The following is a 22,571-nucleotide window of genomic DNA, read 5'->3' on the forward strand; positions in this document are numbered from 1 at the left end:
TTTTCATCATGATTCAGGTCCTCGCAAAGCAGCTTTAACTGCTGCTTGTGAAATGAAGGAGGTCAACTGCTTTGAAAAAAATATGGATTGGAATGCTGGCAGCGGCCGTTTTGCTGTTGACGATTCCGAAAGTCAGTCTCGCGGATGCCGCAGTCGGAGATGTCATCGTGACACTTGGTGCAAATTTGTCAGAATCAGATAAGCAAAAAGTGCTTGATGAAATGAATGTCCCTGATAATGCCACAACCGTGACCGTTACCAATAAGGAAGAACACGAATATTTAGGAAAATATATACCAAGCGCGCAAATTGGCTCAAGAGCGATTTCATCATCGTCTATTACCATTGCCAAAAAAGGCTCCGGATTAAATGTTGAGACACATAATATCAGCGGCATTACGGATGAAATGTACCTCAATGCCTTGATGACAGCCGGCGTTAAGGACGCGAAGGTTTATGTTACCGCTCCGTTTGAAGTGTCCGGTACTGCGGCTTTGACAGGCTTGATTAAAGCATATGAAGTTTCTTCTGACGAAGCGATTTCTGAAGACGTTAAGCAAGTCGCCAACCAAGAGCTTGTGACGACCTCAGAGCTTGGTGACAAAATCGGTGACGAAAATGCGGCTGCGCTGATTGCAAAAATAAAAGAAGAGTTTGCTAAAAACGGTGTGCCTGACAATAAAGCCGATATTGAGAAAAAAGTGGATGATGCGGCTTCCGATTTAAACGTCACACTGACAGACAGCCAAAAGGATCAGCTTGTATCCTTGTTCAATAAGATGAAAAATGTTGATATCGACTGGGGACAGGTCGGTGACCAGCTTGATAAAGCGAAAGATAAGATTAGTAAATTTTTAGACTCAGATGAAGGCAAGAACTTTATCCAGAAAGTCATTGATTTCTTCGTTTCCATCTGGAACGCGATTGTTTCTATATTCAAATAAAAAAAGCGCCGAATTCCCGGCGCTTTTTTCATTGCTTCACACTCGTTTTAAATGGCAGATCCAGTTTTACAATATCCTCGTACGTTTCTCTTTTTACGACTAAATGAGCCTCTCCGTTTTCTACAAATACAACAGCAGGTCTTGGAATTCTATTATAATTATTGGCCATGCTGTAGCCATAAGCGCCTGTACAGAAAACAGCAAGCAGATCTCCTTCTTTTACTTCCGGCAGGTCAATATCCCAAATGAGCATATCTCCGCTTTCACAGCACTTGCCGGCAATCGATACCGTTTTATCGTGCGCTTCACCGATACGGTTAGCTGTAACAGCTTCATATTTTGCCTGATAGAGAGCCGGACGGATATTGTCGTTCATTCCTCCGTCAACAGCTACATACTGCCGGACACCCGGCACTTCTTTTTGGGAGCCGACTGTATAAAGTGTTGTGCCTGCGTCTCCTACAAGCGAGCGGCCCGGTTCGATCCAAATTTCCGGTATGTCAAATCCATAGCGGGCTGCATTTGTTTTTACTGCTTCGATAATTTTTTCTACATATTCAGTGGCATGAAGCGGTTCATCTTCTTCCGTATAACGAATGCCAAAACCGCCTCCAAGGTTCAGCACCTTTGAAACAAATGAGTAAGCTTCTCTCCATTCGTCAAGTTTTTTGAAGATTTTTTCTGCCGCTAGCACAAAACCGGCTGTATCAAAAATTTGCGAACCGATATGGCAATGAACACCTAGCAGCTGAATGTGTTCTGATTGTAAAACCTGTTCAATCGCCTGTTCAGTTTGTCCGTTATGAAGGTCAAAACCAAACTTTGAATCTTCCTGTCCCGTTGTAATGTAGTCATGTGTATGCGCCTCTACTCCGGGGGTAATCCGCAGGAGAACATCAATTGAGTGCCCAGTTTCTTTGCACAGGTCTTCAAGTATCGAGATTTCATAGAAATTATCAACCACAATGCAGCCGATACGGTGTTCAAGCGCCATTCGCAGCTCTTCCCTGCTTTTGTTATTTCCGTGAAAGTGAATGCGCTCCGCCGGAAATCCTGCTGCAACAGCTGTGTAAAGTTCTCCTCCAGACACGACATCTAAGGAAAGCCCTTCTTCCTCGGCAAGCTGAATCATCGCAACAGAAGAGAATGCCTTGCTCGCATACGCGACCTGCGCTGTCAGCCCTGCAGTTATAAATGCCTGCTTAAAGCTTTTAGCACGCTCACGTATTAAAGCCACATCATATACGTAAAGAGGCGTGCCATATGTTTCAGCTAAATAGAGAGCGTCCACACCTCCGATTTCCAAATGCCCATGTTGATTTTGTCTGCTAGTGCCGTGTAAGAACAATGTCATTCCCTCTTTCTCCGCTTATGGGTGAAAGGACAGTTTTATGGACTGTCCTTTCATAATTAAGACATACATTATCATACTCTTCAGTCAGTTTCAATGCGATTATGAATTGGTAGGCTGTCTTAAGCGATTTCTTGGGTGAACAATGCTTGGTCTTACATTCGCACCAGGTTTCGCCGTGCGAATCAGCACCTGCCACAGCGCCTTTCCGTTAAACGGAATGAGTGGCCATAGGTATGGGGTTTGAAGGGATTTTATGCTGGCCATGGCAATAATCAGAACAGTAAATCCTATAACGAGCCCTTTTACATGAAAGAGTGCTACTAATATCATAAGTGTAAGACGGGCCATTTTATTTGCCAGGCTTAATTCATAGCTTGGCGTCGTAAAGGTTCCAATAGCGGCAAGCGAGACATACAGTATGACTTCAGGAGAGAACAGCCCCACATCAATGGCAATTTGCCCGATTAGAACCGCGGCAATTAATCCCATTGCAGTAGATAAAGCGGTCGGTGTGTGAATAGCCGCCATTCTGAGAAACTCAATTCCTAAATCAGCTAAGAAAATCTGCAGAATGATCGGGATGTGCATATCTTTATTCAACCCGATAAATTTTAGATTCTCTGGCAGCAGTTCCGGTTGAAGAACAAAGAGAAACCAGATGGGGAGAAATAAAGTAGAAGCAAGAATGCCGAAAAATCGTACCCATCTTAAAAAAGTTCCCACAGAAGGAGCCTGTCTGTATTCTTCAGCATGCTGAACATGATGGAATAAGGTTGTCGGCGTTATGATCACACTCGGCGATGTATCAACCATAATCACGACATGGCCTTCAAGTACGTGATTGGCCGCCACATCGGGCCTTTCTGTATAACGGACGAGCGGAAACGGGTTGTAGCTTTGCTTGATAATAAACTCTTCGACTGTTTTGTCTGCCATTGTTAATCCGTCGACATCAATGGCGGCAATTTCTTTTTCCACGATGTCAACCAGATCCGGATCAGCAATGTCTTCTATATAACAAATGCTCAGATCCGTTTTTGAACGCTCGCCGACCTTTGTCATCTTGACGCGAAGGCGTTCGTCCCTGATCCGTCTTCTGAGAAGCGCGGTATTGACGACGATATTTTCAACAAATCCGTCTCTGGCCCCTCTGACCACCTTTTCCGTATCCGGTTCTTCCGGATTTCTTCCCGGATAGCTTCTGACATCAATGATAAAAGCAAATCCTGCATCTTCGACAATAACTGCAACTAACCCGGACAGCACCTGGTCGGTGGTTTCATCCAGCGTTTTTACTTTTTCGACCTGAGCGTTGAGCAGTCTGTTTTCAACGATATCGACCAGCTCTTCAGGGTCCTCTTTTCCTGTCCGGTTGTTAATCGCAACAAGCTCTCTCATTAAGTGAATGATAAAGGCAGTGTCACATAATCCATTTAAATAGTACAGCTGAACTTCTCTGTCTAAAATGGTAAGCTTGCGAACACCTACATCATAGCTGATTCCCATTCCGACTCGATTTTTAAAATAAGCTTCATTTTTGTCTGGATTCCGATAAACCCGGATTTTCTCTTCCTGTTTGTCCGGCATGATACCCGCTCCTTTCTAAAATAAACTCGACCGCTTTCATGGTGATTGGCGACCCTTTCGATATATCGTCTTTCCTGCCCATTTTGCCGATATCCCCGATACCAATGATAAGCGGCAGATCAAGTTTATCAAGGCAATAGACCGTATCCCCGTTCATTCTGTGTTCATCGAATTCCCTCTCTCCGATTTTATCCACGCCGTATTCTGTTATCTCTCCATTGCGGTCAATGCTTACGTCAACCCTGGTCCATTCAGCCTGATGGGTTTTCGACGCTACCGCAATCACACCGAGCACTTCAATTGCCGGATGAGTGGCCACATAGGTCAGAGCGGTTTCTCCCGGTCCCTCTCCTTGAAGGCCGGAGTCGTCAAACATGACAAATACAGGGTCATACGGTGCTGATGTAATCAGCCTGACAAGCTCGGCGCCGCTGCGGGTGGAGGGATTTCCTTTTGATTGAGAAATACATCTCCCTCCAACTCTTCTTGCAGCGTATTCAATTGTTTTAGCAGCATACACATCTCCGTCTGTTACCAGTATGACCTTGCGTTTTGTCGTCATCTCGGCATTATCCTTTCGGTTTAAAAATAACAGCGACGATAAAGGCGAATAGAATGGCGGCTGAGATACCGGCAGATGTCAGCTCGAATATCCCCATACCGATTCCGATAAATCCGTGTATATGCGCTTGATGCATGGCACCGTGCAGAAGGCTGTGGCCAAAGCTGACAATCGGAACCGTGGCGCCTCCTCCAGCAAACTCAATAAATTTATCGTAAATGCCAAAACCATCTAAAATCGCCCCGATGACGACAAAGGATGTCATGACGTGGGCAGGCGTCAATTTAAATATGTCCAGCAGCAGCTGCCCGACAATACAAATGGCGCCTCCGCAAACAAAAGCCAAAAGATAGTCCACTTAAGATGCACCTCCTGCACGTTCAAATACAACCCCGTGTGCGATGGTCGGAATGGTTTGTTTTTGCTGGATCATAGTCGGGCTTAACAGCGCCCCGGTTGCTACTACAAACACACGGTTTAATTTTCCTTCTTTCAGCTGCTTGAAAATATGTGAGTAGGTTACAACCGCGGAACAAGCGCAGCCGCTTCCTCCGGCAAACACTTGCTGATCTGGTGTGTAAATCAGAAGCCCGCAATCATCATGTTTTGTGCCGACCGGATATCCCTCTTCTTTCAAGATATCTTTGACAATAGGAGATCCGACGCCGGAAAGGTCTCCCGTCAGGATCAGATCGTAGTCGTCTGCTGTGCGGTTCATGTCTTGAAAGTGCTGTTTAATGGTATCAGCAGCAGCAGGAGCCATGGCTGATCCCATATCAAACGGGTCGGTAATTCCTAAGTCAGCCACCTTCCCTATAGTTGCACTTGTAATTTGAATATCACTCGGTGTCTGACTGATAACAACCGCACCGCTCCCAGTTACAGTAGATGTCGCAGTATCCGGTTTTTGCCCGCCGTATTCCGTCGGATAGCGGAACTGTCTTTCGGCCGTGGCATTGTGACTGCTTGTAGCAGCAATCGCCCGATTTGCAAATCCGCCGTCGACTAAGGCAGATGCAACAGCAACTGTTTCCATTGATGTTGAGCATGCGCCAAACATGCAAAGAAACGGGATTTTCAGATGCCTTGCCACATAGTTGGCTGTGACATTTTGATTCAACAGATCGCCTGCAAGCAAAAGATCAATATCATCTTTTTTCAAATTGTTTTTTTGCAGCACGGTATTGATGGCGTCCTCCATTAGCTGCCTTTCAGCCATTTCCCAGCTTTTTTGATTACAGTGCATGTCGTCATAGGTTTTATCATATAAAGACCCGAGCGGACCGTCTTTTTCCTTAGGCCCTACTGCTGTTCCCGCTGCATTGACAAATAAGGGATGCTCAAACACCCAGGTTTGCTTTCCTGTTAATTTCATTTCTTTCTCCTCCTATGACATCAGTTTCTCAAAAGCAAACCGAATCATTCCGACGATGTAAGCAGCCACAACACCGAATACGATGACGTTTCCCGCCAGTTTAAACATGTTTGTCGCTACTCCCAATACTAAACCTTCGCTTTTATACTCAAGAGCCGCGCTTGCCATACTGTTGGCAAAGCCGGTGACAGGTACAGCTGATCCTGCGCCTGCAAACTGACCGATTCTGTCATAAATGCCGAATCCGGTGAGCAACGCTGATAATAGGATCAGCGTTGCCGCCGTAGGGTTTCCTGCTGTTTTTTCGTTAAAATCAAAAAAATGGATATAAAAATTCTGCAGACCTTGTCCGATCATGCAGATCAAACCGCCTACAAGAAAGGCTTTTACACAGTTCCATACGTAAGGCGGCTTTGGCTGATATGTTTTTACTTTTGATTTGTAGTTTTCTTTTATGTTTGTCATATTAAAACCTCCTTATGAATGATGAATAAAATACAGCCAATGAAATAAAGATCCCGCGATTTTTCCAATGACAATGGCCATTAATAAAATAATGATTTTACTTCTGAGGCCGATTCGTTTAGCCAAGATCGGCAGGACATTTAACACTTCTGTCAGCGCGGCTGCAAGCATCCCGACAAATACTCCGGCCAACAGCCCGACCGGCACGGCAATCCACTTTGATAAAAAGAGATGGTGCATATGAAGTGTTTCCCAGCCCCCGCAAACCGCACCGAGAATAACAGCCGCTTCATAAGCTTGAACAAATCTCATCGTTTTGGTGAGCTGCATCAGACGAGGAATGATTCCCATCACGGTTAAAAAAGCCACGAAACCTGCCCCGACTGTGATGCCTCCGCCGAGCCCGACAAAAATGATGAACAATACACTAACGATCATGCAGGTCCTTTATTGTTTCTTCATTTTCATGCATGGCCACATATTGATCGAGATCAAGCTGATAGTTAAACATTTCAACTTCCAGCGGGCTGGGCTCTTCATTAAGGCGCTTTTTAAAAATGTGGTTAAAAAACACAATCATCCCCAGTCCCAAACCGATGCTGTAAGGGATTTGAAGTAAATATGGATAGTCATTCCGCTCTCCGGTTATGATTTCATATAGCGCAATATGAACATCTCCCATGCTGACATCCTCATGGAAGTTCATGATGGCGAGGCACGATCCGATAAACAGCAGCAGCCAGACACCAATAAAAAGAACGGTTGATATGTGCCGTTTCTGATACTGAATTTCAACAATGGTTTCAGCTCCGCCCACAGTTTGAACATCAAGTGTGGGATCCTGCTGATAAATGGCTTTGAGCACTTTTATGATATCCAGAATTACGATATTTTTATCTTTTTCGCTCACCTGATACAGCGGCATAGCCGACAGTTTCTTTTTCAGCTGATGCTGCCCTTCTATTTGCGCGGCATCCCCGACCGTTATGATATCCCCCGGATGTGCCAAAACGCGGTGGCGAAGCCTGATAAATAGTCGTCGTTCCATCATTGATCACCATCTTTCGGTGGTTATATATGTAGTATGTGGTTCGATTTTGTTCTCATTCATCCGCTTGAAAAGACCATAAATTACCACGCTTTTGCAAAACAAAAAGCCAGCCTGCAGTGACAGACTAGCTTTCCGTATGATCCATTTGAACCTTGATCTGTTTTAATATTTTCTTTTCAAGCCTGGATACCTGCACCTGAGATATCCCCAGCCGCTCAGCAACTTCTGACTGCGTCTGATCTTTATAATACCGAAGATAGACGATTAATTTTTCCCTTTCTTCTAAATCGCTTATGGCTTCTTTCAGCGCAATTTTATCAAACCATTTCTCTTCTGAGTTATCGGCGATTTGGTCAAGCAGGGTAATCGGATCTCCGTCATTTTCATAAACTGTCTCATGAATCGAAGACGGAGCTCTTACTGCCTCTTGGGCAAGCACGACATCTTCAGCTTCAATTTCCAAGTGTTCGGCGATTTCCTGTACGGTCGGCACCCTGCCCAGTGTTTTTGAAAGTTCATCTTTCGCTCGGCGGATTTTGTTGCCAAGCTCTTTTAATGATCTTGACACCTTGACAGTTCCGTCATCACGGATAAAACGCTGGATTTCGCCGATAATCATCGGCACTGCATATGTCGAGAAGCGCACATCATAGGTTAAATCAAATTTATCAACAGATTTTAACAGCCCGATGCAGCCAATCTGAAAGAGGTCATCAGGCTCATATCCTCTGTTTAAAAACCGCTGTACGACAGACCAAACAAGACGCATGTTTTTTTCTATGAGGAGGTCTCTTGCCTGCTGGTCGCCATCTTGGCTCTGTTTGATTAATTCTTTTACTTCGTGGTCCTTCAGCTGAGCGTTCTTACCGTTTTTCTTAACCTCCACATCCATAACAAATCTCCTTAATTACAAAGCGCTTTGCTTTTTGATAAGTGCTTTGTTAAGCGAATCGTCGTTCCCATTTCGGGTGATGAATCGATACTGACATCATCCATGAAATTTTCCATAATGGTAAAGCCCATTCCAGAACGCTCCAGCTCAGGCTTTGTTGTGAATAAAGGCTGCCGGGCTTCTTCCAGATCTGTAATGCCGAGCCCTTCATCACGGATGGTCATATATACGACATGATCTTCTAGCGTCACCGAGATATATACTTTTCCATCGCCATTTTCTTCATAACCATGGATGATGGCATTCGTCACCGCTTCTGATACCACAGTTTTGATCTCGGTGAGTTCATCCATGGTCGGGTCAAGCTGTGCAATAAATGAAGCAACTGTCACACGCGCAAACGATTCATTTTGGCTGAGGGCGGAAAATTCAAGGTGCATTTCATTTTTCATGATGCCACCCCCAGTGTGAGCAGTGCCTGCTGCTCAGATTGTTCAAAGCGAATAATTTTAAACAGGCCAGACATATCAAACAGCCGTTTCACTGCCGGAGAGATGGCGCAAACGACCATTTCCCCGCCAATTTGCTTAATTTGTTTGTATCTGCCTAAAATAACGCCAAGCCCCGAGCTGTCCATAAAGGAAAGGTCCTCCAGATTCAGCACAATATGACGAATATCATCCTTTTCCAATGATTCCGTTACTTTTTGTTTCAGCGTTTCAGCCGTATGGTGATCGAGTTCGCCTGTTAATCGAATACAAAGCACTGATTCTTTGACATGCATGTCAATTCCAAGGCTCATGCTCATTCCTCCTTGATATGATCGGATAATGAGTGTTTCGATTTCGCAGGAATGAATTCCTTCACCGTGACAAAACTAGTGATCATTCGGCATAATTACTTAAATTTTGTCCAATCTCCCATTGCCCTCTTTAAAAACGTTAAGTATCCGGCTTTTTCCATATCATCTTTAGCGACGACAGGACTTTCAGCAAGCACTTTTCCGTCCTTTTTCAGCACCAGCGTGCCAAGCTCTTGGCCCTTTTGAACCGGAGCGCTTACATTGTTGTTCATTTTAATTTCTTTTTTCACATGTTTCATATCCTCGCCTTTTTTCGTCAATACAGAAATCGGCTCAGAAGTGGTGAGTTCTATCACTTTTTGTTTGCCTTTTTTGACCTTTGCTTTTGCTACCGTTTCATTTCGTTTGTATAAAGGATGTGTCTCATATTGGCTGAAAGCATAATCAAGCATCTTTGTGACTTGCGCATTTCTTTCCTTAGGTGTGCTTGCCCCGAACACAACGGCAATCGCCCGCATGTTCCCTTTTTTAGCCGAAGCGGTCAGACAGTATTTCGCTTCTCCTGTATAGCCTGTTTTGACGCCGTCTACACCGGGATAAAATTTGATAAGCCTATTTGTATTCACTAACCAAAACTTTTTATCTGTGTTTTCACGTAAATAATCCTCATACGTACCTGTAAACTTGGTGATTGATTCATATTTCAATAATTCCTTAGCCATAATTGCCATGTCATAAGCCGAGCTGTAATGCCCTTCCTCAGTCAAGCCGGTCGGGTTTTTAAAGGATGTATCTTTTAAACCCAGCTCTTTCGCTTTTTTGTTCATTTTTTTCACAAATTCATCCTCGGAGCCTGAAATAAATTCAGCCATCGCTACGGATGCGTCATTTCCTGATGCAATCGCAATGCCCTTCAGCATTTCTGTAACTGTCATTTCCTCCCCGGGCTCAAGGAAAATCTGTGATCCGCCCATTGAAGCAGCATGTTCGCTCGTACGGACCTTATCACTCATCTTGATTTTTCCTTCGTCTAAGGCTTCCATGATTAAAAGCATCGTCATGATTTTTGTCATGCTTGCAGGCGCCAGTCTCTCACGGCTGTTCTTGTTGTAAAGCACTTTTCCAGTATCACGTTCAATCAGCACCGCAGACTTGGCTTCATGAGCAAGCTCCGATGTATGTTTTCCGTCTTGTTTTGCAAATGCGGACGGTGCAAATGTAAGCAGCATCATACCAATCAACAAAGTGGATAAAAGACGTTTCATCTCAAAAGCCCTCCATTTCATAATCCTTTTTATTTTTTCCAAGCTGAATGGTTTTATACACCACTGTTGGAAAATGTTTCGGGACTTTTTCGACATAAAAAAAGACAGCTGTTTCGATTAGAAACAGCTGTCTTCTTATTTTTTCTAAATTCCATTTTTATTCGTACTTAGCAACTACCGCTTTCACAAGCTGCAAGAATCCGGCTTTCACCTTTTCTGTCACTTCCATGACCTCATCGTGAGATAAAGGCTGATCCAAAATTCCGGCTGCTGCGTTCGAAATGCAGGAAATGCCGAGTACGCGGAGACCCGCATGGTTTGCCACAATCACTTCCGGTACGGTAGACATGCCGACTGCATCAGAACCCATTGTTCTTAAAAAGCGCACTTCCGCCGGTGTTTCGTAGGAAGGACCTGTCACAGCGGTATACACACCTTTTTGAATTGGAATGTTAAGGTCTTTCGCCATTTTTTCAGCCAGGCTGGAAAGATCTTTATCATAGGCTGAAGACATATCAGGAAATCTGGCGCCGAAATCTGCTTCGTTTGGCCCGATTAATGGGTTTGTCCCCATAAAGTTAATGTGATCTGTAATGATCATTAAGTCTCCCGCACGGAATTCAGTGTTTACGCCCCCTGCCGCATTTGTCACGATCAAAGCCTCGACTCCGAGCGCTTTCATGACGCGAACAGGAAAAGTGACTTTTTCCATTGAATAGCCTTCATAGAAATGAAAGCGGCCCTGCATGGCGATGACGGTAACTCCCTCAAGTGTGCCAAGCACAAGCTGTCCGGCGTGTCCCTCAACCGTTGATACCGGGAATTCCGGGATATCCTCATATTTCAGCTTAACAGGATTTTCGATTTCATCAGCCAAAATACCAAGACCTGAGCCTAAAATAAGGCCGATCTTTGGTGATTCAGGCAAGTTTTGTTGAATAAAAGCGGCTGCGCGTTCGATTCTGTCTTTCAAGAAACAATCCCCCTATTGTAATAAAGATAAAAAGCTTTTACCGTATTTCGGTTTTTTTGTTTGGAAGTTATCGGCGATGGTTGCGCCGATATCGGCAAATGTATCTGCGAGCGGCAGCATTTGCGCTTTCTCATGTTTTTTGCTGTATGCAAGAATCGGCACATACTCACGTGTATGGTCTGTTCCATGATGAATCGGATCATTGCCGTGATCGGCTGTAATGATTAACAGATCATCTTCTTTCATTTGTTCGAATACTTCCGGAAGACGAGCATCAAATTCTTCAAGCGCGCGTCCGTAGCCCTCCGGATCACGTCGATGGCCGTATAAGGCGTCAAAATCAACAAGGTTTGCAAAGCTCAGACCCGTAAAGTCTTCTCCGAGCGTGTCAACCACCTTGTCCATTCCATCCATATTGGATACCGTTCTGCGGGAAGACGTAATTCCTTCTCCATCATAAATATCAGAAATTTTTCCGATTGAAATGACATCTAAGCCACTGTCTTTCAATTCATTCATCACAGTGCGGTCAAACGGCTTAAGCGCATAGTCGTGGCGGTTTGGCGTCCGTTTGAAATGTCCCGGCTCGCCGACGAACGGCCGTGCGATAATACGGCCTACCATATATTTCGGATCAAGCGTCAGCTCTCTCGCCGTTTCACAAATGCGGTACAGTTCTTCAAGCGGAACAACTTCTTCGTGAGCGGCAATTTGCAGAACAGAGTCAGCTGAAGTGTACACAATTAAAGCGCCTGTCTCCATATGCTCTTTGCCGAGTTCATCCAAAATAGCTGTGCCAGAAGCCGGCTTGTTTCCAATAATTTTGCGGCCCGATCTTTTCTCAAGCTCCTGAAGCAGTTCATCAGGAAAGCCTTCAGGGAACACTTTAAACGGTTTATCAATGTATAAGCCCATGATCTCCCAATGGCCTGTCATTGTATCTTTGCCGTTTGACGCTTCTTGCATTTTTCCAAAGTACGCGAGCGGCTGTTCTGTTTTTTCAACGCCCTTGATATCACCAATAAGGCCAAGGCCGAGTTTTGCCATATTCGGCATATGTAATCCGTTCATGTGCTCGGCAATATGCCCGAGCGTATTGGCGCCTACGTCATTAAAGTCGGCGGCATCAGGCGCTTCGCCAATTCCGACTGAATCCATTACGATTAAAAACACGCGATTATATTTGTATGCAGGCATCATAAAAGCCTCCTTTTTTTCTATACGTCTATTGTATCGCCTAGAGGTCTGACAACTCAAGTATAAACCGTTTTCATTCCTGTTGACAATGCATTTGAAAATAATGAGAAACTTCATTATTTTCTGTCTGGCCTAAAGAAAAAAGCCGCAGCCTGCTGCGGCTAGGCACGCGGATGGTACTGCTTGTACACATCCTTCAGCCTTGTTTTCGTCACATGCGTATAGATTTGCGTCGTAGATATATCCGCATGGCCGAGCATTTCCTGCACCGCTCTTAAATCAGCCCCGTTTTCAAGCAGATGCGTTGCAAAGGAATGCCTGAGTGTATGCGGGGTGAGCTCTTTTTTGATTCCGGCTTCGAGCGCGATTTTCTTCAGATTTTTCCAAAACCCCTGGCGGCTGATCTGCTTGCCGTGATGATTTAAAAAGAGTGCGTCAGACACTTTGTTCTTCAGCAGTTTCCCCCTGGCTTTCATCATATATTCTTCAATAGCAGAAGCAGCGGTTTCACCGATCGGCACAATCCGCTCTTTCCTTCCTTTTCCGAAGCAGCGGACAAATCCCATTGACAAATGGACATCTGTCGTTTTCAATTCAATCATTTCACTGACTCGGATACCTGTGGCATAGAGCAGCTCCAGCATCGCTTTATCCCGATAGCCAAAAGGACTCGTAAGCTTAGGCGTGTCCAACAGCCGCTCAACCTCGTTCAGCGCCAGCACCTTCGGAAGCGTCCGTTCTGTTTTTTGTGTTTCGATATGTACGGAAGGGTCTTTGTCCGTCACCTTTTCCCTAAGCAGAAATTGATGAAAAGAGCGAATCGATGCCAAATGCCGCGCTGATGTCTTTCCGGATTTCCCCGAGTCCTTCAAGTGCTTCAAATATTGGATAATATGTATACGGGTCACATCGTTCCAATTGTTGATATGAAGGGTTTCTGTTAAATAAAGAGAATAGCTTTTCAAGTCACGCTCATAGGAGACCACCGTATTTTGAGAAAGCCCTCTCTCTACCATGACGTAGTGGATGAAATCCTTTATTTGATCTTTCACTCTAGATCTACTCCCCATTTTGGTAAAAAAAGATTAACCGGTCAAACCATCCGCCTTTTTCTTCCGCATCCATTTCAACAACTTTTACGGCAGAGCCTTCCGGTTTATCGTACCGATGATAGTTTTCATACTCTTGATTTACCCATATCATAGCATAATAGAAGAGAGCGGTAAAACCTGTGAACAGAATAAAAACCTTCAATGTATCAACAGCCGTTTTCAGGAATCTTCCCATGTCCCAATCGATCCTTTCTCTATGGTTCCAGTTATTTAAACCATATGCCAAATCAGAAAGGAATTATACGTCGAAACAGCAAAAAACCCTTTCCCCAAGAGAAAAGGTTCGAGCCCGGCATCGTCTATTCAGTTTCTTTTCCGTTACAGCGGTGGCAAATGCCGTGAAACGTCAATCTATGATCTTTGATCTTAAATTTCCAATCACGTTCAATGACTTCTTCTACGTCTTCAAGCAAATCTTCTTCAATTTCATCAACGGCTCCGCACTCCATGCACACCAAGTGGTGATGAAAGTGAGCTGCCCCCTCCTTACGAAGATCGTAACGGGACACGCCGTCTCCAAAGTTAATTTTATCAACGACTTTTAATTCAGTTAGTAATTCAAGCGTACGGTATACTGTTGCGAGACCGATCTCAGGAGATTTCTCTTTTACGAGGAGGTATACATCTTCTGCGCTTAAATGGTCTTCTTCGTTTTCAAGCAGCACTCTTACTGTCGCTTCACGCTGAGGCGTAAGTTTGTAGCTGGATGAGTGCAGCTGTTTCTTAATTCGATCAATACGGTTTTCCATGTCTTTCCCTCCTACGCCGCATTCCATGACTCATTATAACAAAATAAGCGCGGAGTTCCAACTATAATTATTATAAACTGATAAATAAAATGATTTTCTTTTAATAATATTTTTAAAAAAGTCGCGATGTCAGCTTTTCCATCAAAACAGGCGACATGTATGCTTCAAAGAGAGACGAGATCAGCGCTAAAAATAAAATGATCAGGAGAACAACAGCATATCGCCCGAACCACTGGATCGGCGCATCATGCAGACTTCGTTTGACGAACAGCTGCCTGATCAGCTTTAAAGAAAATGCAATCGCACACGTGCCCATAATGAGGTAAGCCGGAATAAGCAGCACATTTTGCGGCAAAACCGAGACAAAGGATAAGAAAAAACCGCTGATTCCCATCTGGTTGACGAGAAATCCCACAGTAAATCCGACGACAATTCCTTTTAGAAAGATCATAATAAAAATGATCGGCATACCAATCACAGAAATGCCTAAAATCCACATCAGTCCTAAATACTTTACATTATGAAAAATGCTTTGCCAAAACATATCGGATGAGCTGGCCTGCTTTCCGTCTGATAGCTGTCCGAAAAATTGGCTTAAATAATAATATAAATCTTCTTTCTGACTGATCGTCATGCTGTTGACAATAATAGCGCCAAAAATCACACCCATGAAAAACAGGACAGACACAAATATATAAAGAGAGAGATGATCCTTTACATGCCCGAGAAACATGTCCTTATAAGAAATTTTCCGCATATCGTTTCCTCCCGCCCGCTCTATTGATTTGATTTAATAGATTGTATGAAAGAAACGAAAAAACATGCTCTTTTTCAAAAAGAAACGATAGAGATTGCTAGGCGGCTGTTTCGGGCATAAAAAAATCCCTATCATCAAAGGCATTATGATCATAAGGATTTTTGTGTTTATGCTTTCTTTTATTCAATATGTCTTTTTTGCTTTTTGTCATTCTTTCATGGGTGCTGAAGGATGGAGAAGTGCCTCTTGATAATAAGGCGTCCCGTCCGCTGTTTCTAAGCAGATGCTCCCGTTTTCTTTTCGCTCGGCTTTTTGCCATGCTGATCACTCCCTGTTTCATTTTGGTTCATGATAGCAAATGGAACTTGTTATTAAAATGTTTTGAACCCGTCAGAAAAACCAGCACCTGTCGTGCCAGGTGCTAGTTTCATTTTAATGTTTGACCGCTGTAAGAGCTGCGCGTTCAACGGCGGCTGTCACTTCGTGATGGACCTTTGAATCCAGCGGCTGCGGAACCACATCGCCTGGCTTTGTGCAGGCTGCAATGGCCTCTGCTGCCGCCACAAGCATATCGTGATTGATCTCCTTGCTTTTGGCATTCAGTGCTCCTCTGAATATACCCGGGAAGCCAAGCACATTATTCACAGACCGCCCGTCAGCTGCATACGCTGCGCCGGCCTGCAAAGCAGCCTCAGGCTCAATTTCCGGCTTCGGATTGGATAATGCCAATATGACCTGGCCAGATCGTACGAATTCAGGTTTAATTAAACCAGGAACTCCTGTTGTGGCAATGACAATATCACATGTTCCCATTAACTCTTCGATGCTGTCAGCTGTCTGTCCGCCGTATTGCTCAAGACGACTCATCGCCGCCTCTGATTTGTCTGTACCGCATACAGCTTTGACGCCGTAAGCCATAAACATCCGGCAGATGGCTACGCCCGCTGCGCCGAGGCCGATCTGCCCCACTTTTGCTTCTTTCAAGTCAACGCCCGCGCTTTCACATGCCGAAATGGCAGCTGCCAGCGTGACGACAGCTGTCCCATGCTGATCATCGTGCATGACAGGGATATTGAGCTCCTCTTTTAGGCGATCTTCAATTTCGAAGCAATGCGGTGACCCGATATCCTCAAGCAGGATGCCGTTAAATCCTGGTGAAATATGTTTTACTGTATTGATGATTTCTTCAGGATCACTTGTATCCAGCAAAATCGGGATACCGCTAATCCCTGCCAGCTGATCAAACAACGCTGCCTTTCCTTCCATAACAGGCATTCCCGCCACAGAGCCGATGTTACCAAGGCCGAGAATCGCTGTTCCATCGGTTACAATTGCGACCGAGTTGCTGATTGTTGTGTAGATATCAGCCTTCTGAGGTTCTTTCTCGATCAGTCTGCAGACGTCTGCTACACCTGGCGTATAGACACGCCCGAGCTCTGCCAGCGAACGGATTGGCATTTTGCTTTTCATTTGGATTTTTCCGCCTTCATGAGCAGACAGGACTTCATCAGATACCGTGTGAAGCCTGATCCCTTCGCCAAGAGCCTGAACAGCCATGATCACTTCCTGAAGCTGTTCTTCATTTTCCACTTGTACAGTAATATTGCGCATCGTGTAATTGGGTCCGACTTTTACCGTCTCCACATCACCAATGTCTCCGCCCAGAAGGCCGATTGCTGTAGCCACTCTTCCGAGATTTCCGGGAACCGAAGGCGTTTCTATCATCAGTGTCCGAATCATGTGTTTCGCTATCATTCAGTGATCCTCCCCTTAGCCTAGTTTTTCAGCTTGAGCTGTATCGTTTTTCGTATACCATATACATTTTCCTGTATAACCATAGATAATGGCAAGACCTATTGCGACAAAACTGAGCCACATAAATGGCAGATAAGAGAAGGTAGAAACTCCTAAAATCCCGGCCATGTAAATGCCGTTATCAGACCAAGGGACCATACCTGAAGTCAAAGTTCCCCCGACCTCTGAATTACGGGATAGAACTCTTCTGTCCAGATGCAAACGGTCATAGCTGTCTTCCATAATCTTCGGTGTCAAAATAAGAGATACATACATAGCACACCCGAAGATGTTCGCCAAAAATGCTACAATCAGCGTAGATAATGTCACATTGCCTGCTGATGTTAATTTCTTTTCAAAAGTAGAGACAATCACTTTTAATACACCGAGTTTTTCAAGCAATCCGCCAAAGCCGAGACCAAAGATAATCACGACGAGAGAGTCAAGCATACCGACGATGCCTCCGCGGTTTAAGAGGCCGTTTAAAAACTCAACATCTGTTTTAATAGAGAATCCGTTGTACGCAGTTGCAATCGCATCGGCAATATTCATGCCTTGGAAAATAGCAGCCCAAGCAGCCCCAAGCAATGCACCAATTACGATAACCGGCATAGACGGCTTTTTCATCGCTAATAAGACGATTACGACAACAGCCGGAATCAGCATCCAAATATGAATGTCAAATGTATTCTGCAATGAAGATTTCAAAAATTCAACTTTGTCGAGATCAATATTTTTCCCGCCGTACATAAATCCAACAGCTGTAAAGAGAATAGCCGTAATCACATATGCTGGTATTGATAAATAAAGCATCGCTCTGACGTGAGCCAATACATCCACTTTTGATAATGAAGAAGCCAGGACTGTACTGTCAGACAGAGGAGACAGCTTGTCCCCGAAGTAAGCTCCGGAAAGAATGGCTCCAGCTACAAGAGGAAGCGGGATTCCGAGGCCTTCACCAATTGCGATCATGGCAATGCCGGCTGTTCCTACTGTTCCCCATGATGTTCCTGTCGCCACAGACATAATAGAACAAATAATTAACGTTGCGAGTAAAAAGATACTAGGATGAATAAATTCTAATCCATAATAAATCAAGGTCGGCACGACGCCTCCGGCAATCCATGTTCCAATGAGCGCTCCGACTGAAACGAGAATCAGAACAGCTTCAAGACCATTAGATATCCCATGAACAATCGCGTTTTGCAGATCTTTATATGAATAACCCAGTCTGATTCCGAGAATCATTGCAATAAACCAAGAAACAAAAAGCGCTAGCTGTATTGGCAAGTCTAAAAAGACTGTAAACGACAGAACAAGTGCTAAAAATGCTCCTAGTACGATAATAATTTCAAATAGTGTTGGCAATCTTACATCCTTCAAAAGAAGTCCCCCTTAATGAAAAAGCTAAAACGCTTTCAATAAATAGTGCAACACGTATACTATACTTCCTCATCCCTATGCTTGTAAACAGCTTATTCACCGGCTATTCAGAGGTGAATAAGCTGCATTTTGTTTAAATTTTATTTTTCTAATAGCTCTTTTCCGGCAATCCCTGGCTTTGTCATCTCGTATGGATTTAAAATGATATCCAATTCTTCTTCTGTCAGCACATCATGCTGAAGGCAAAGATCACGGACGGATTGGCCTGTCATAATCGCTTCCCTGGCGATTCGGGCAGCCGCTTCATAGCCAAGATGCGGATTCACAGCGGTAATAACGCCAGCGCTTTTTTCTACGTATTGTTTCAAGCGTTTTTCATTAGCTTCGATGCCTTTTAAGCAATAGTCAGTGAAGGAACGGAAACCATTGTTCATAATGCTGATTGATTGCAGCAGATTAAAGACGAGCACTGGCTCCATAACGTTTAACTCAAGCTGACCTGCTTCTGAAGCTAGGCAGATGGTATTATCGTTTCCAATCACCTGGAACGCAATTTGGTTAATGAGCTCCGCCATAACCGGATTGACTTTACCCGGCATGATGGAAGATCCCGGCTGGCGGGCAGGCAGAGAAATCTCCGCAAGTCCGGCGCGCGGTCCCGATGCCATTAAACGAAGGTCGTTTGCGATCTTCGACATGTTCATCATGCAGACTTTTAATGATGCAGAAACTTCTGTGTAAGCGTCTGTATTTTGCGTTGCATCGACAAGATGGTCAGCGCCGACAAGAGGCAGTCCGCTAATATCAGCAAGGTGTTTAACGACTTGTTTGATATATTCCGGATCGGCGTTCAGGCCAGTGCCGACTGCTGTAGCGCCCATGTTGACTTCATACAGGTGCTGCCGGGATTGTTTAATGCGTTTAATGTCACGCTCAAGAACACGGCTGTATGCTTCAAATTCCTGGCCGAGACGAATCGGAACAGCGTCTTGAAGGTGAGTCCGTCCCATTTTAATGACAGAATCAAATTCCTGTGCTTTTTGTTTAAACACACCATGCATGTCTTCCATCGTCTTAAGCAGTTTTTCCAGCAGATTCAGTGTGGAAATATGAATGGCTGTCGGAAATACATCGTTTGTTGACTGAGACATATTAACGTGTGTGTTAGGACTTAAGTGGATGTATTCTCCCTTTTTATGACCCATGATTTCGAGCGCGCGGTTTCCGATGACCTCGTTCGCATTCATGTTCATGGATGTACCAGCGCCGCCTTGAATCGGATCGACGATAAACTGGTCGTGCCACTTGCCTTCCAGAATCTCGTCAGCGGCTTGTACGATAGCTTGGCCAATTCCTTCATACAGCCGTTTTACATCCATGTTTGCAAGAGCGGCAGCTTTTTTTACAATCGCCAGCGCGTTAATCATTTCTTCATGGATTTTATATCCCGTAATCGGAAAGTTTTCTGAAGCACGCAGCGTTTGGATGCCGTAATAGACATCTGCTTCAATTTGTTTTTCTCCAAGGAAATCTTTTTCCACGCGGTATTCTTTTTGGCCGTTTAACATAATCTTTAACCTACTTTCTCTATAATGGTTATAGTTTTAGCTTTTTTACAGGACAACGTCATCGGCAATCGGTGTTTCCATAATTCTTTTTACGACCGGCAGATCTGAGGATTGGCCGAGTGCCCACATTAATTTAGGAACGATTGCTTCAGTGTTCATGTTTCTTGAGCGGATAATCAAGTCCTGATTGACTCTGCGGCCGACTTCGTAAATACTCATATCTTCGCCTTCTTCCAAGCATTGAGTCGTAATGACGACAACGATGCCGCTTTCAATCAGCTCATTTACTTTGGACAAAATGTCTCTGCCTTCAAACGGAACGCCTCCGCTGCCATAACTTTCGATGACAATTCCTTTGTACATGCTTTTCAGAGCGTCCAGCATTTCCGGCTTTAAACCCGGATGCAGCTTAAGCAGACAAACATCTGTGCATAGTGACGTGTCAACCGTGAAGGAGTCGTTCTCAGGTTCCGTTACTTGTTTGTTGTATTCAATCCCGTCTTCTGTAATAAAAGCGATATATGGATAATTGATGCTTTCAAACGCGTCATAGCTTTTCGTTCTTAACTTGATCGCACGTGTTCCTTGAATGACTCTGCCGTCAAACACAACATAAACCCCACCTACGCCTTCACAGGCAAAGCGAATGGCATCTGTAATATTTTTTTTGGCATCTGTCTTTTGAAAGGTAATCGGAATTTGCGAGCCTGTAATCACAATCGGCTTTTTAGCATGCTGCAGCATATAAGATAATGCGGCAGATGTATAGGCCATTGTATCTGTACCATGGGTAATAACAAACCCGTCATAGGCATCATAATTTTCCTTAACGGCTTCCGCTATCTCTACCCAGTATTCAGGCTGCATATTGGTGCTGTCTATATTCATAAGCGATTGGGTTTCCATCGTGTAATCGTTATCAAGTTTTGATACGTAACTTAACAACTCGTCAGCCTTCACCCCCGGGGCAAGCCCGTTTTCCCCTTCAACTGAAGCGATCGTTCCCCCAGTTGTCAACATCAATAATTTTTTCATACCATACACCTCTTCACTATATCTAAAGATGGGTTTGCGAGAAGGCATTCGCTTTTCGCATACTTTTAATGCAATTATAGACACGGAAAATAAAATACGCAAGACATTATTATTCAATTCGCGTACACTTCCGAATACCTATATGATATAATCAGCTCAAGTTGAAAAAGGAGCGGAAGTCCATGAATTTAGATCGTTTAACTGAATTGAGAAAAAAGAAAAATTGGTCGCTTCAATATACGGCTGACCTCCTGGGCATTGCAAAAAGCACATACGCGGGATACGAGTCCGGCTACCGCCGCCCTTCACTTGAGGCGCTGGCAATGCTGGCAGACCTTTTTGACACAACCTGCGATGACCTCTTAGGCCGCCCAAAGCAAAAGCAGACTGCTCCTCAGACCATTGAATTGACCACGTGGAGCAGCCTTGACATTGATATTGCTGTTGACGGCAAGCCGCTGTCTGAAGACGAAATTATACAGCTGATCACCTTTATCCGGACAAAGAGAAAAGTCCAGGAGGAACTGAGTTAATTTTCACTCACGACTTAACTTTCCCGTAGGTTCCTCCTCCTCCGGCTTTCAGTTCAAGCTTTCCTGACCTCGCTTTCACAATAAGAGCGGCGGTTTTCGGCGGAACAACCCGAGCCAGATCCTCCTCTGAAGTCTCATGGAGAACAGCCATTTCTGTGCCAAAGGCAGTCTTCAGCTTGTCCAAGGTTTTCGGTCCGACACCCGGAACAAATTGCAGCGGTATCTGATGGACATATCTAGGACGCGTTATGCTTTTTCCAGACTGATCACTCAGTTCGCGCAGTCTTTCGCTGACACCCTTTGTCAATCTGGCACTTCCGCATTCCGCGCACGCCGTTGCCCCGCTCACTGTACGCTCCCCGCATACTTCACAAGCCGTTTGATAATACTTCCCCAACAGCGGATCTAATCCGTAATTTGCAGTAATTTTCCTGTTGTCCTGCCCCTTTAATGCAAGAGCAAACTCAGAAAAATCAGCTGACTGCACATATAATTCATTATATTCTCTGCCGATCTTCCCTAAGGAATGCGCATCAGAATTTGTTAAAAATGAATATTTATTCAATTCGGATACCCGTGAAGCCATAGGTGTGTCACAGCTTAAACCAAGCTCGACCGCATCTATCATAGAAGGATCAAAAACCTCAGTTAAACTTGACTTAACCCCTTTTCCGTACAAGCTTTTGTGGGGCGTGAAAATATGGGCGGGGATAAACAATCCGCCCATTTCCTTTACTTTTTTTTGAAGGTTCAAGCCTGTTTCGTATATCCGCTGCGAGCTTAAGTGAATATTTTTCATCCGCGCTGAAAGCCAGGCTGAAAATTGTTTCATATTAGCGAGTGTCGGCATAAAAGCGAGCACATGAATCGGCCCGCTGCAGGCTTCATCGTAAATCTCCAGCTCGCTTCCCAATAAAAGAGTTGTGCTGCGATAACGGATTCCGCCGCCCTCAAGCTCGTGATACCTGCCTGAAGCAATGCCTTCCTCAAGCTCTATTATGACTTCCGGGGAATGGCAGTCAATAATCCCGAGAAGTTCAATCCCTTTATATTCACTGGCCTCAACCAAAATCCGGTCCAGCGTCAGGGTTTTTGCACCTGTTATTTTGACAGCCCTTCCTGTATAGGTCCGGCCGATATGAATGTGTAAATCCGCGTAAATCTTTTTCATTT

Annotated in this window: 26 protein-coding genes; 2 read left to right on the forward strand and 24 right to left on the reverse strand. The window is 44.5% G+C overall.

The genetic code is table 11. From position 1 onward, the window contains the following. Positions 1–71: 71 nt before the first annotated feature. The gene (locus NYE43_RS11645) at positions 72–944 is read left to right on the forward strand and encodes a DUF1002 domain-containing protein (RefSeq protein WP_059336647.1); all 873 of its coding nucleotides are present in this window, start codon (positions 72–74) and stop codon (positions 942–944) included. A 28-nt stretch (positions 945–972) separates the two neighbouring features. Here the strand turns inward: NYE43_RS11645 and lysA are convergent, their stop codons facing one another. From lysA to ansA, 23 genes are all read right to left on the reverse strand, one after another. Further along, positions 973–2,292 (reverse strand): diaminopimelate decarboxylase, encoded by a 1,320-nt coding sequence (lysA, locus tag NYE43_RS11650; protein ID WP_024121918.1) that lies wholly within the window; start codon positions 2,290–2,292, stop codon positions 973–975. Positions 2,293–2,397: 105 nt separating this feature from the next. Further along, complete coding sequence (gene spoVAF / locus NYE43_RS11655) at positions 2,398–3,885, reverse strand: spore germination protein SpoVAF (RefSeq protein ID WP_024121919.1); 1,488 nt, start codon at positions 3,883–3,885, stop codon at positions 2,398–2,400. Then, a complete protein-coding gene (locus NYE43_RS11660) occupies positions 3,830–4,447 on the reverse strand; it encodes a stage V sporulation protein AE (protein ID WP_024121920.1) in 618 nt (205 codons plus the stop codon). Before NYE43_RS11660 ends, spoVAF begins: the two co-directional genes overlap by 56 nt. Positions 4,448–4,454: 7 nt before the next feature. Next, on the reverse strand, positions 4,455–4,805 hold the full coding sequence (gene spoVAE, locus NYE43_RS11665) for a stage V sporulation protein AE (RefSeq protein WP_003230467.1): 351 nt from the start codon (positions 4,803–4,805) through the stop codon (positions 4,455–4,457). Next, positions 4,806–5,822 carry a stage V sporulation protein AD gene (gene spoVAD / locus NYE43_RS11670; RefSeq protein WP_024121921.1) on the reverse strand — a complete coding sequence of 339 codons (1,017 nt, stop codon included), beginning with the start codon at positions 5,820–5,822 and terminating at the stop codon, positions 4,806–4,808. It lies immediately after the preceding gene. A gap of 12 nt (positions 5,823–5,834) precedes the next feature. Next, positions 5,835–6,287: a stage V sporulation protein AC gene (gene spoVAC / locus NYE43_RS11675; RefSeq protein ID WP_024121922.1), complete on the reverse strand. Its 453-nt coding sequence runs from the start codon at positions 6,285–6,287 to the stop codon at positions 5,835–5,837. Between the two features lie 12 nt (positions 6,288–6,299). Continuing rightward, positions 6,300–6,725, reverse strand: coding sequence for a stage V sporulation protein SpoVAB (gene spoVAB / locus NYE43_RS11680; RefSeq protein ID WP_024121923.1), 426 nt, complete (start codon positions 6,723–6,725; stop codon positions 6,300–6,302). After that, positions 6,715–7,335, reverse strand: a complete 621-nt coding sequence (gene spoVAA / locus NYE43_RS11685) for a stage V sporulation protein SpoVAA (protein ID WP_044154790.1) — start codon at positions 7,333–7,335, stop codon at positions 6,715–6,717. The genes spoVAB and spoVAA overlap by 11 nt, the downstream gene beginning before the upstream one ends. A 127-nt stretch (positions 7,336–7,462) precedes the next feature. Further along, complete coding sequence (gene sigF, locus NYE43_RS11690; RefSeq protein ID WP_024121925.1) at positions 7,463–8,230, reverse strand: RNA polymerase sporulation sigma factor SigF; 768 nt, start codon at positions 8,228–8,230, stop codon at positions 7,463–7,465. 11 nt (positions 8,231–8,241) lie between these two features. Next, positions 8,242–8,682 (reverse strand): anti-sigma F factor, encoded by a 441-nt coding sequence (spoIIAB, locus tag NYE43_RS11695; protein ID WP_010334803.1) that lies wholly within the window; start codon positions 8,680–8,682, stop codon positions 8,242–8,244. Next, a complete protein-coding gene (spoIIAA, locus tag NYE43_RS11700) occupies positions 8,679–9,032 on the reverse strand; it encodes an anti-sigma F factor antagonist (RefSeq protein WP_010334804.1) in 354 nt (117 codons plus the stop codon). The genes spoIIAB and spoIIAA overlap by 4 nt, the downstream gene beginning before the upstream one ends. A gap of 95 nt (positions 9,033–9,127) precedes the next feature. Beyond that, a complete protein-coding gene (locus tag NYE43_RS11705; RefSeq protein WP_105991705.1) occupies positions 9,128–10,297 on the reverse strand; it encodes a D-alanyl-D-alanine carboxypeptidase family protein in 1,170 nt (389 codons plus the stop codon). A gap of 157 nt (positions 10,298–10,454) precedes the next feature. Continuing rightward, a complete protein-coding gene (locus NYE43_RS11710) occupies positions 10,455–11,270 on the reverse strand; it encodes a purine nucleoside phosphorylase I, inosine and guanosine-specific (RefSeq protein WP_024121928.1) in 816 nt (271 codons plus the stop codon). 12 nt (positions 11,271–11,282) lie between these two features. Continuing rightward, complete coding sequence (deoB, locus tag NYE43_RS11715) at positions 11,283–12,467, reverse strand: phosphopentomutase (RefSeq protein ID WP_024121929.1); 1,185 nt, start codon at positions 12,465–12,467, stop codon at positions 11,283–11,285. 161 nt (positions 12,468–12,628) lie between these two features. Further along, positions 12,629–13,519: a site-specific tyrosine recombinase XerD gene (xerD, locus tag NYE43_RS11720; protein WP_095713215.1), complete on the reverse strand. Its 891-nt coding sequence runs from the start codon at positions 13,517–13,519 to the stop codon at positions 12,629–12,631. 7 nt (positions 13,520–13,526) lie between these two features. Next, the gene (locus NYE43_RS11725; protein ID WP_010334808.1) at positions 13,527–13,754 is read right to left on the reverse strand and encodes a YqzK family protein; all 228 of its coding nucleotides are present in this window, start codon (positions 13,752–13,754) and stop codon (positions 13,527–13,529) included. A 124-nt stretch (positions 13,755–13,878) separates the two neighbouring features. After that, positions 13,879–14,328 carry a ferric iron uptake transcriptional regulator gene (gene fur / locus NYE43_RS11730; RefSeq protein WP_024121932.1) on the reverse strand — a complete coding sequence of 150 codons (450 nt, stop codon included), beginning with the start codon at positions 14,326–14,328 and terminating at the stop codon, positions 13,879–13,881. A 112-nt stretch (positions 14,329–14,440) separates the two neighbouring features. Continuing rightward, the gene (gene spoIIM, locus NYE43_RS11735) at positions 14,441–15,085 is read right to left on the reverse strand and encodes a stage II sporulation protein M (RefSeq protein WP_024121933.1); all 645 of its coding nucleotides are present in this window, start codon (positions 15,083–15,085) and stop codon (positions 14,441–14,443) included. Positions 15,086–15,182: 97 nt separating this feature from the next. Beyond that, the gene (locus NYE43_RS11740; RefSeq protein WP_268496625.1) at positions 15,183–15,404 is read right to left on the reverse strand and encodes a hypothetical protein; all 222 of its coding nucleotides are present in this window, start codon (positions 15,402–15,404) and stop codon (positions 15,183–15,185) included. 113 nt (positions 15,405–15,517) lie between these two features. Continuing rightward, positions 15,518–16,840 carry an NAD-dependent malic enzyme gene (locus tag NYE43_RS11745; RefSeq protein WP_095713217.1) on the reverse strand — a complete coding sequence of 441 codons (1,323 nt, stop codon included), beginning with the start codon at positions 16,838–16,840 and terminating at the stop codon, positions 15,518–15,520. A gap of 15 nt (positions 16,841–16,855) precedes the next feature. Further along, positions 16,856–18,262: a malate-H+/Na+-lactate antiporter MleN gene (gene mleN, locus NYE43_RS11750; RefSeq protein WP_024121936.1), complete on the reverse strand. Its 1,407-nt coding sequence runs from the start codon at positions 18,260–18,262 to the stop codon at positions 16,856–16,858. A gap of 140 nt (positions 18,263–18,402) precedes the next feature. Further along, complete coding sequence (aspA, locus tag NYE43_RS11755) at positions 18,403–19,830, reverse strand: aspartate ammonia-lyase (protein WP_010334814.1); 1,428 nt, start codon at positions 19,828–19,830, stop codon at positions 18,403–18,405. A gap of 45 nt (positions 19,831–19,875) precedes the next feature. Then, the gene (ansA, locus tag NYE43_RS11760; RefSeq protein WP_024121938.1) at positions 19,876–20,865 is read right to left on the reverse strand and encodes an asparaginase; all 990 of its coding nucleotides are present in this window, start codon (positions 20,863–20,865) and stop codon (positions 19,876–19,878) included. A gap of 182 nt (positions 20,866–21,047) precedes the next feature. On the opposite strand from ansA, the gene NYE43_RS11765 reads away from it, so the two are divergent. Then, a complete protein-coding gene (locus NYE43_RS11765) occupies positions 21,048–21,398 on the forward strand; it encodes a helix-turn-helix domain-containing protein (RefSeq protein WP_024121939.1) in 351 nt (116 codons plus the stop codon). 7 nt (positions 21,399–21,405) lie between these two features. On the opposite strand, the gene NYE43_RS11770 is transcribed toward NYE43_RS11765, so the two are convergent. Next, positions 21,406–22,569, reverse strand: coding sequence for a TIGR00375 family protein (locus tag NYE43_RS11770; protein WP_255003375.1), 1,164 nt, complete (start codon positions 22,567–22,569; stop codon positions 21,406–21,408). Positions 22,570–22,571 lie beyond the last annotated feature (2 nt).

It is taken from the genome of Bacillus sp. FSL R5-0434 (genome assembly GCF_038004745.1).
Lineage (GTDB): Bacteria > Bacillota > Bacilli > Bacillales > Bacillaceae > Bacillus > Bacillus halotolerans.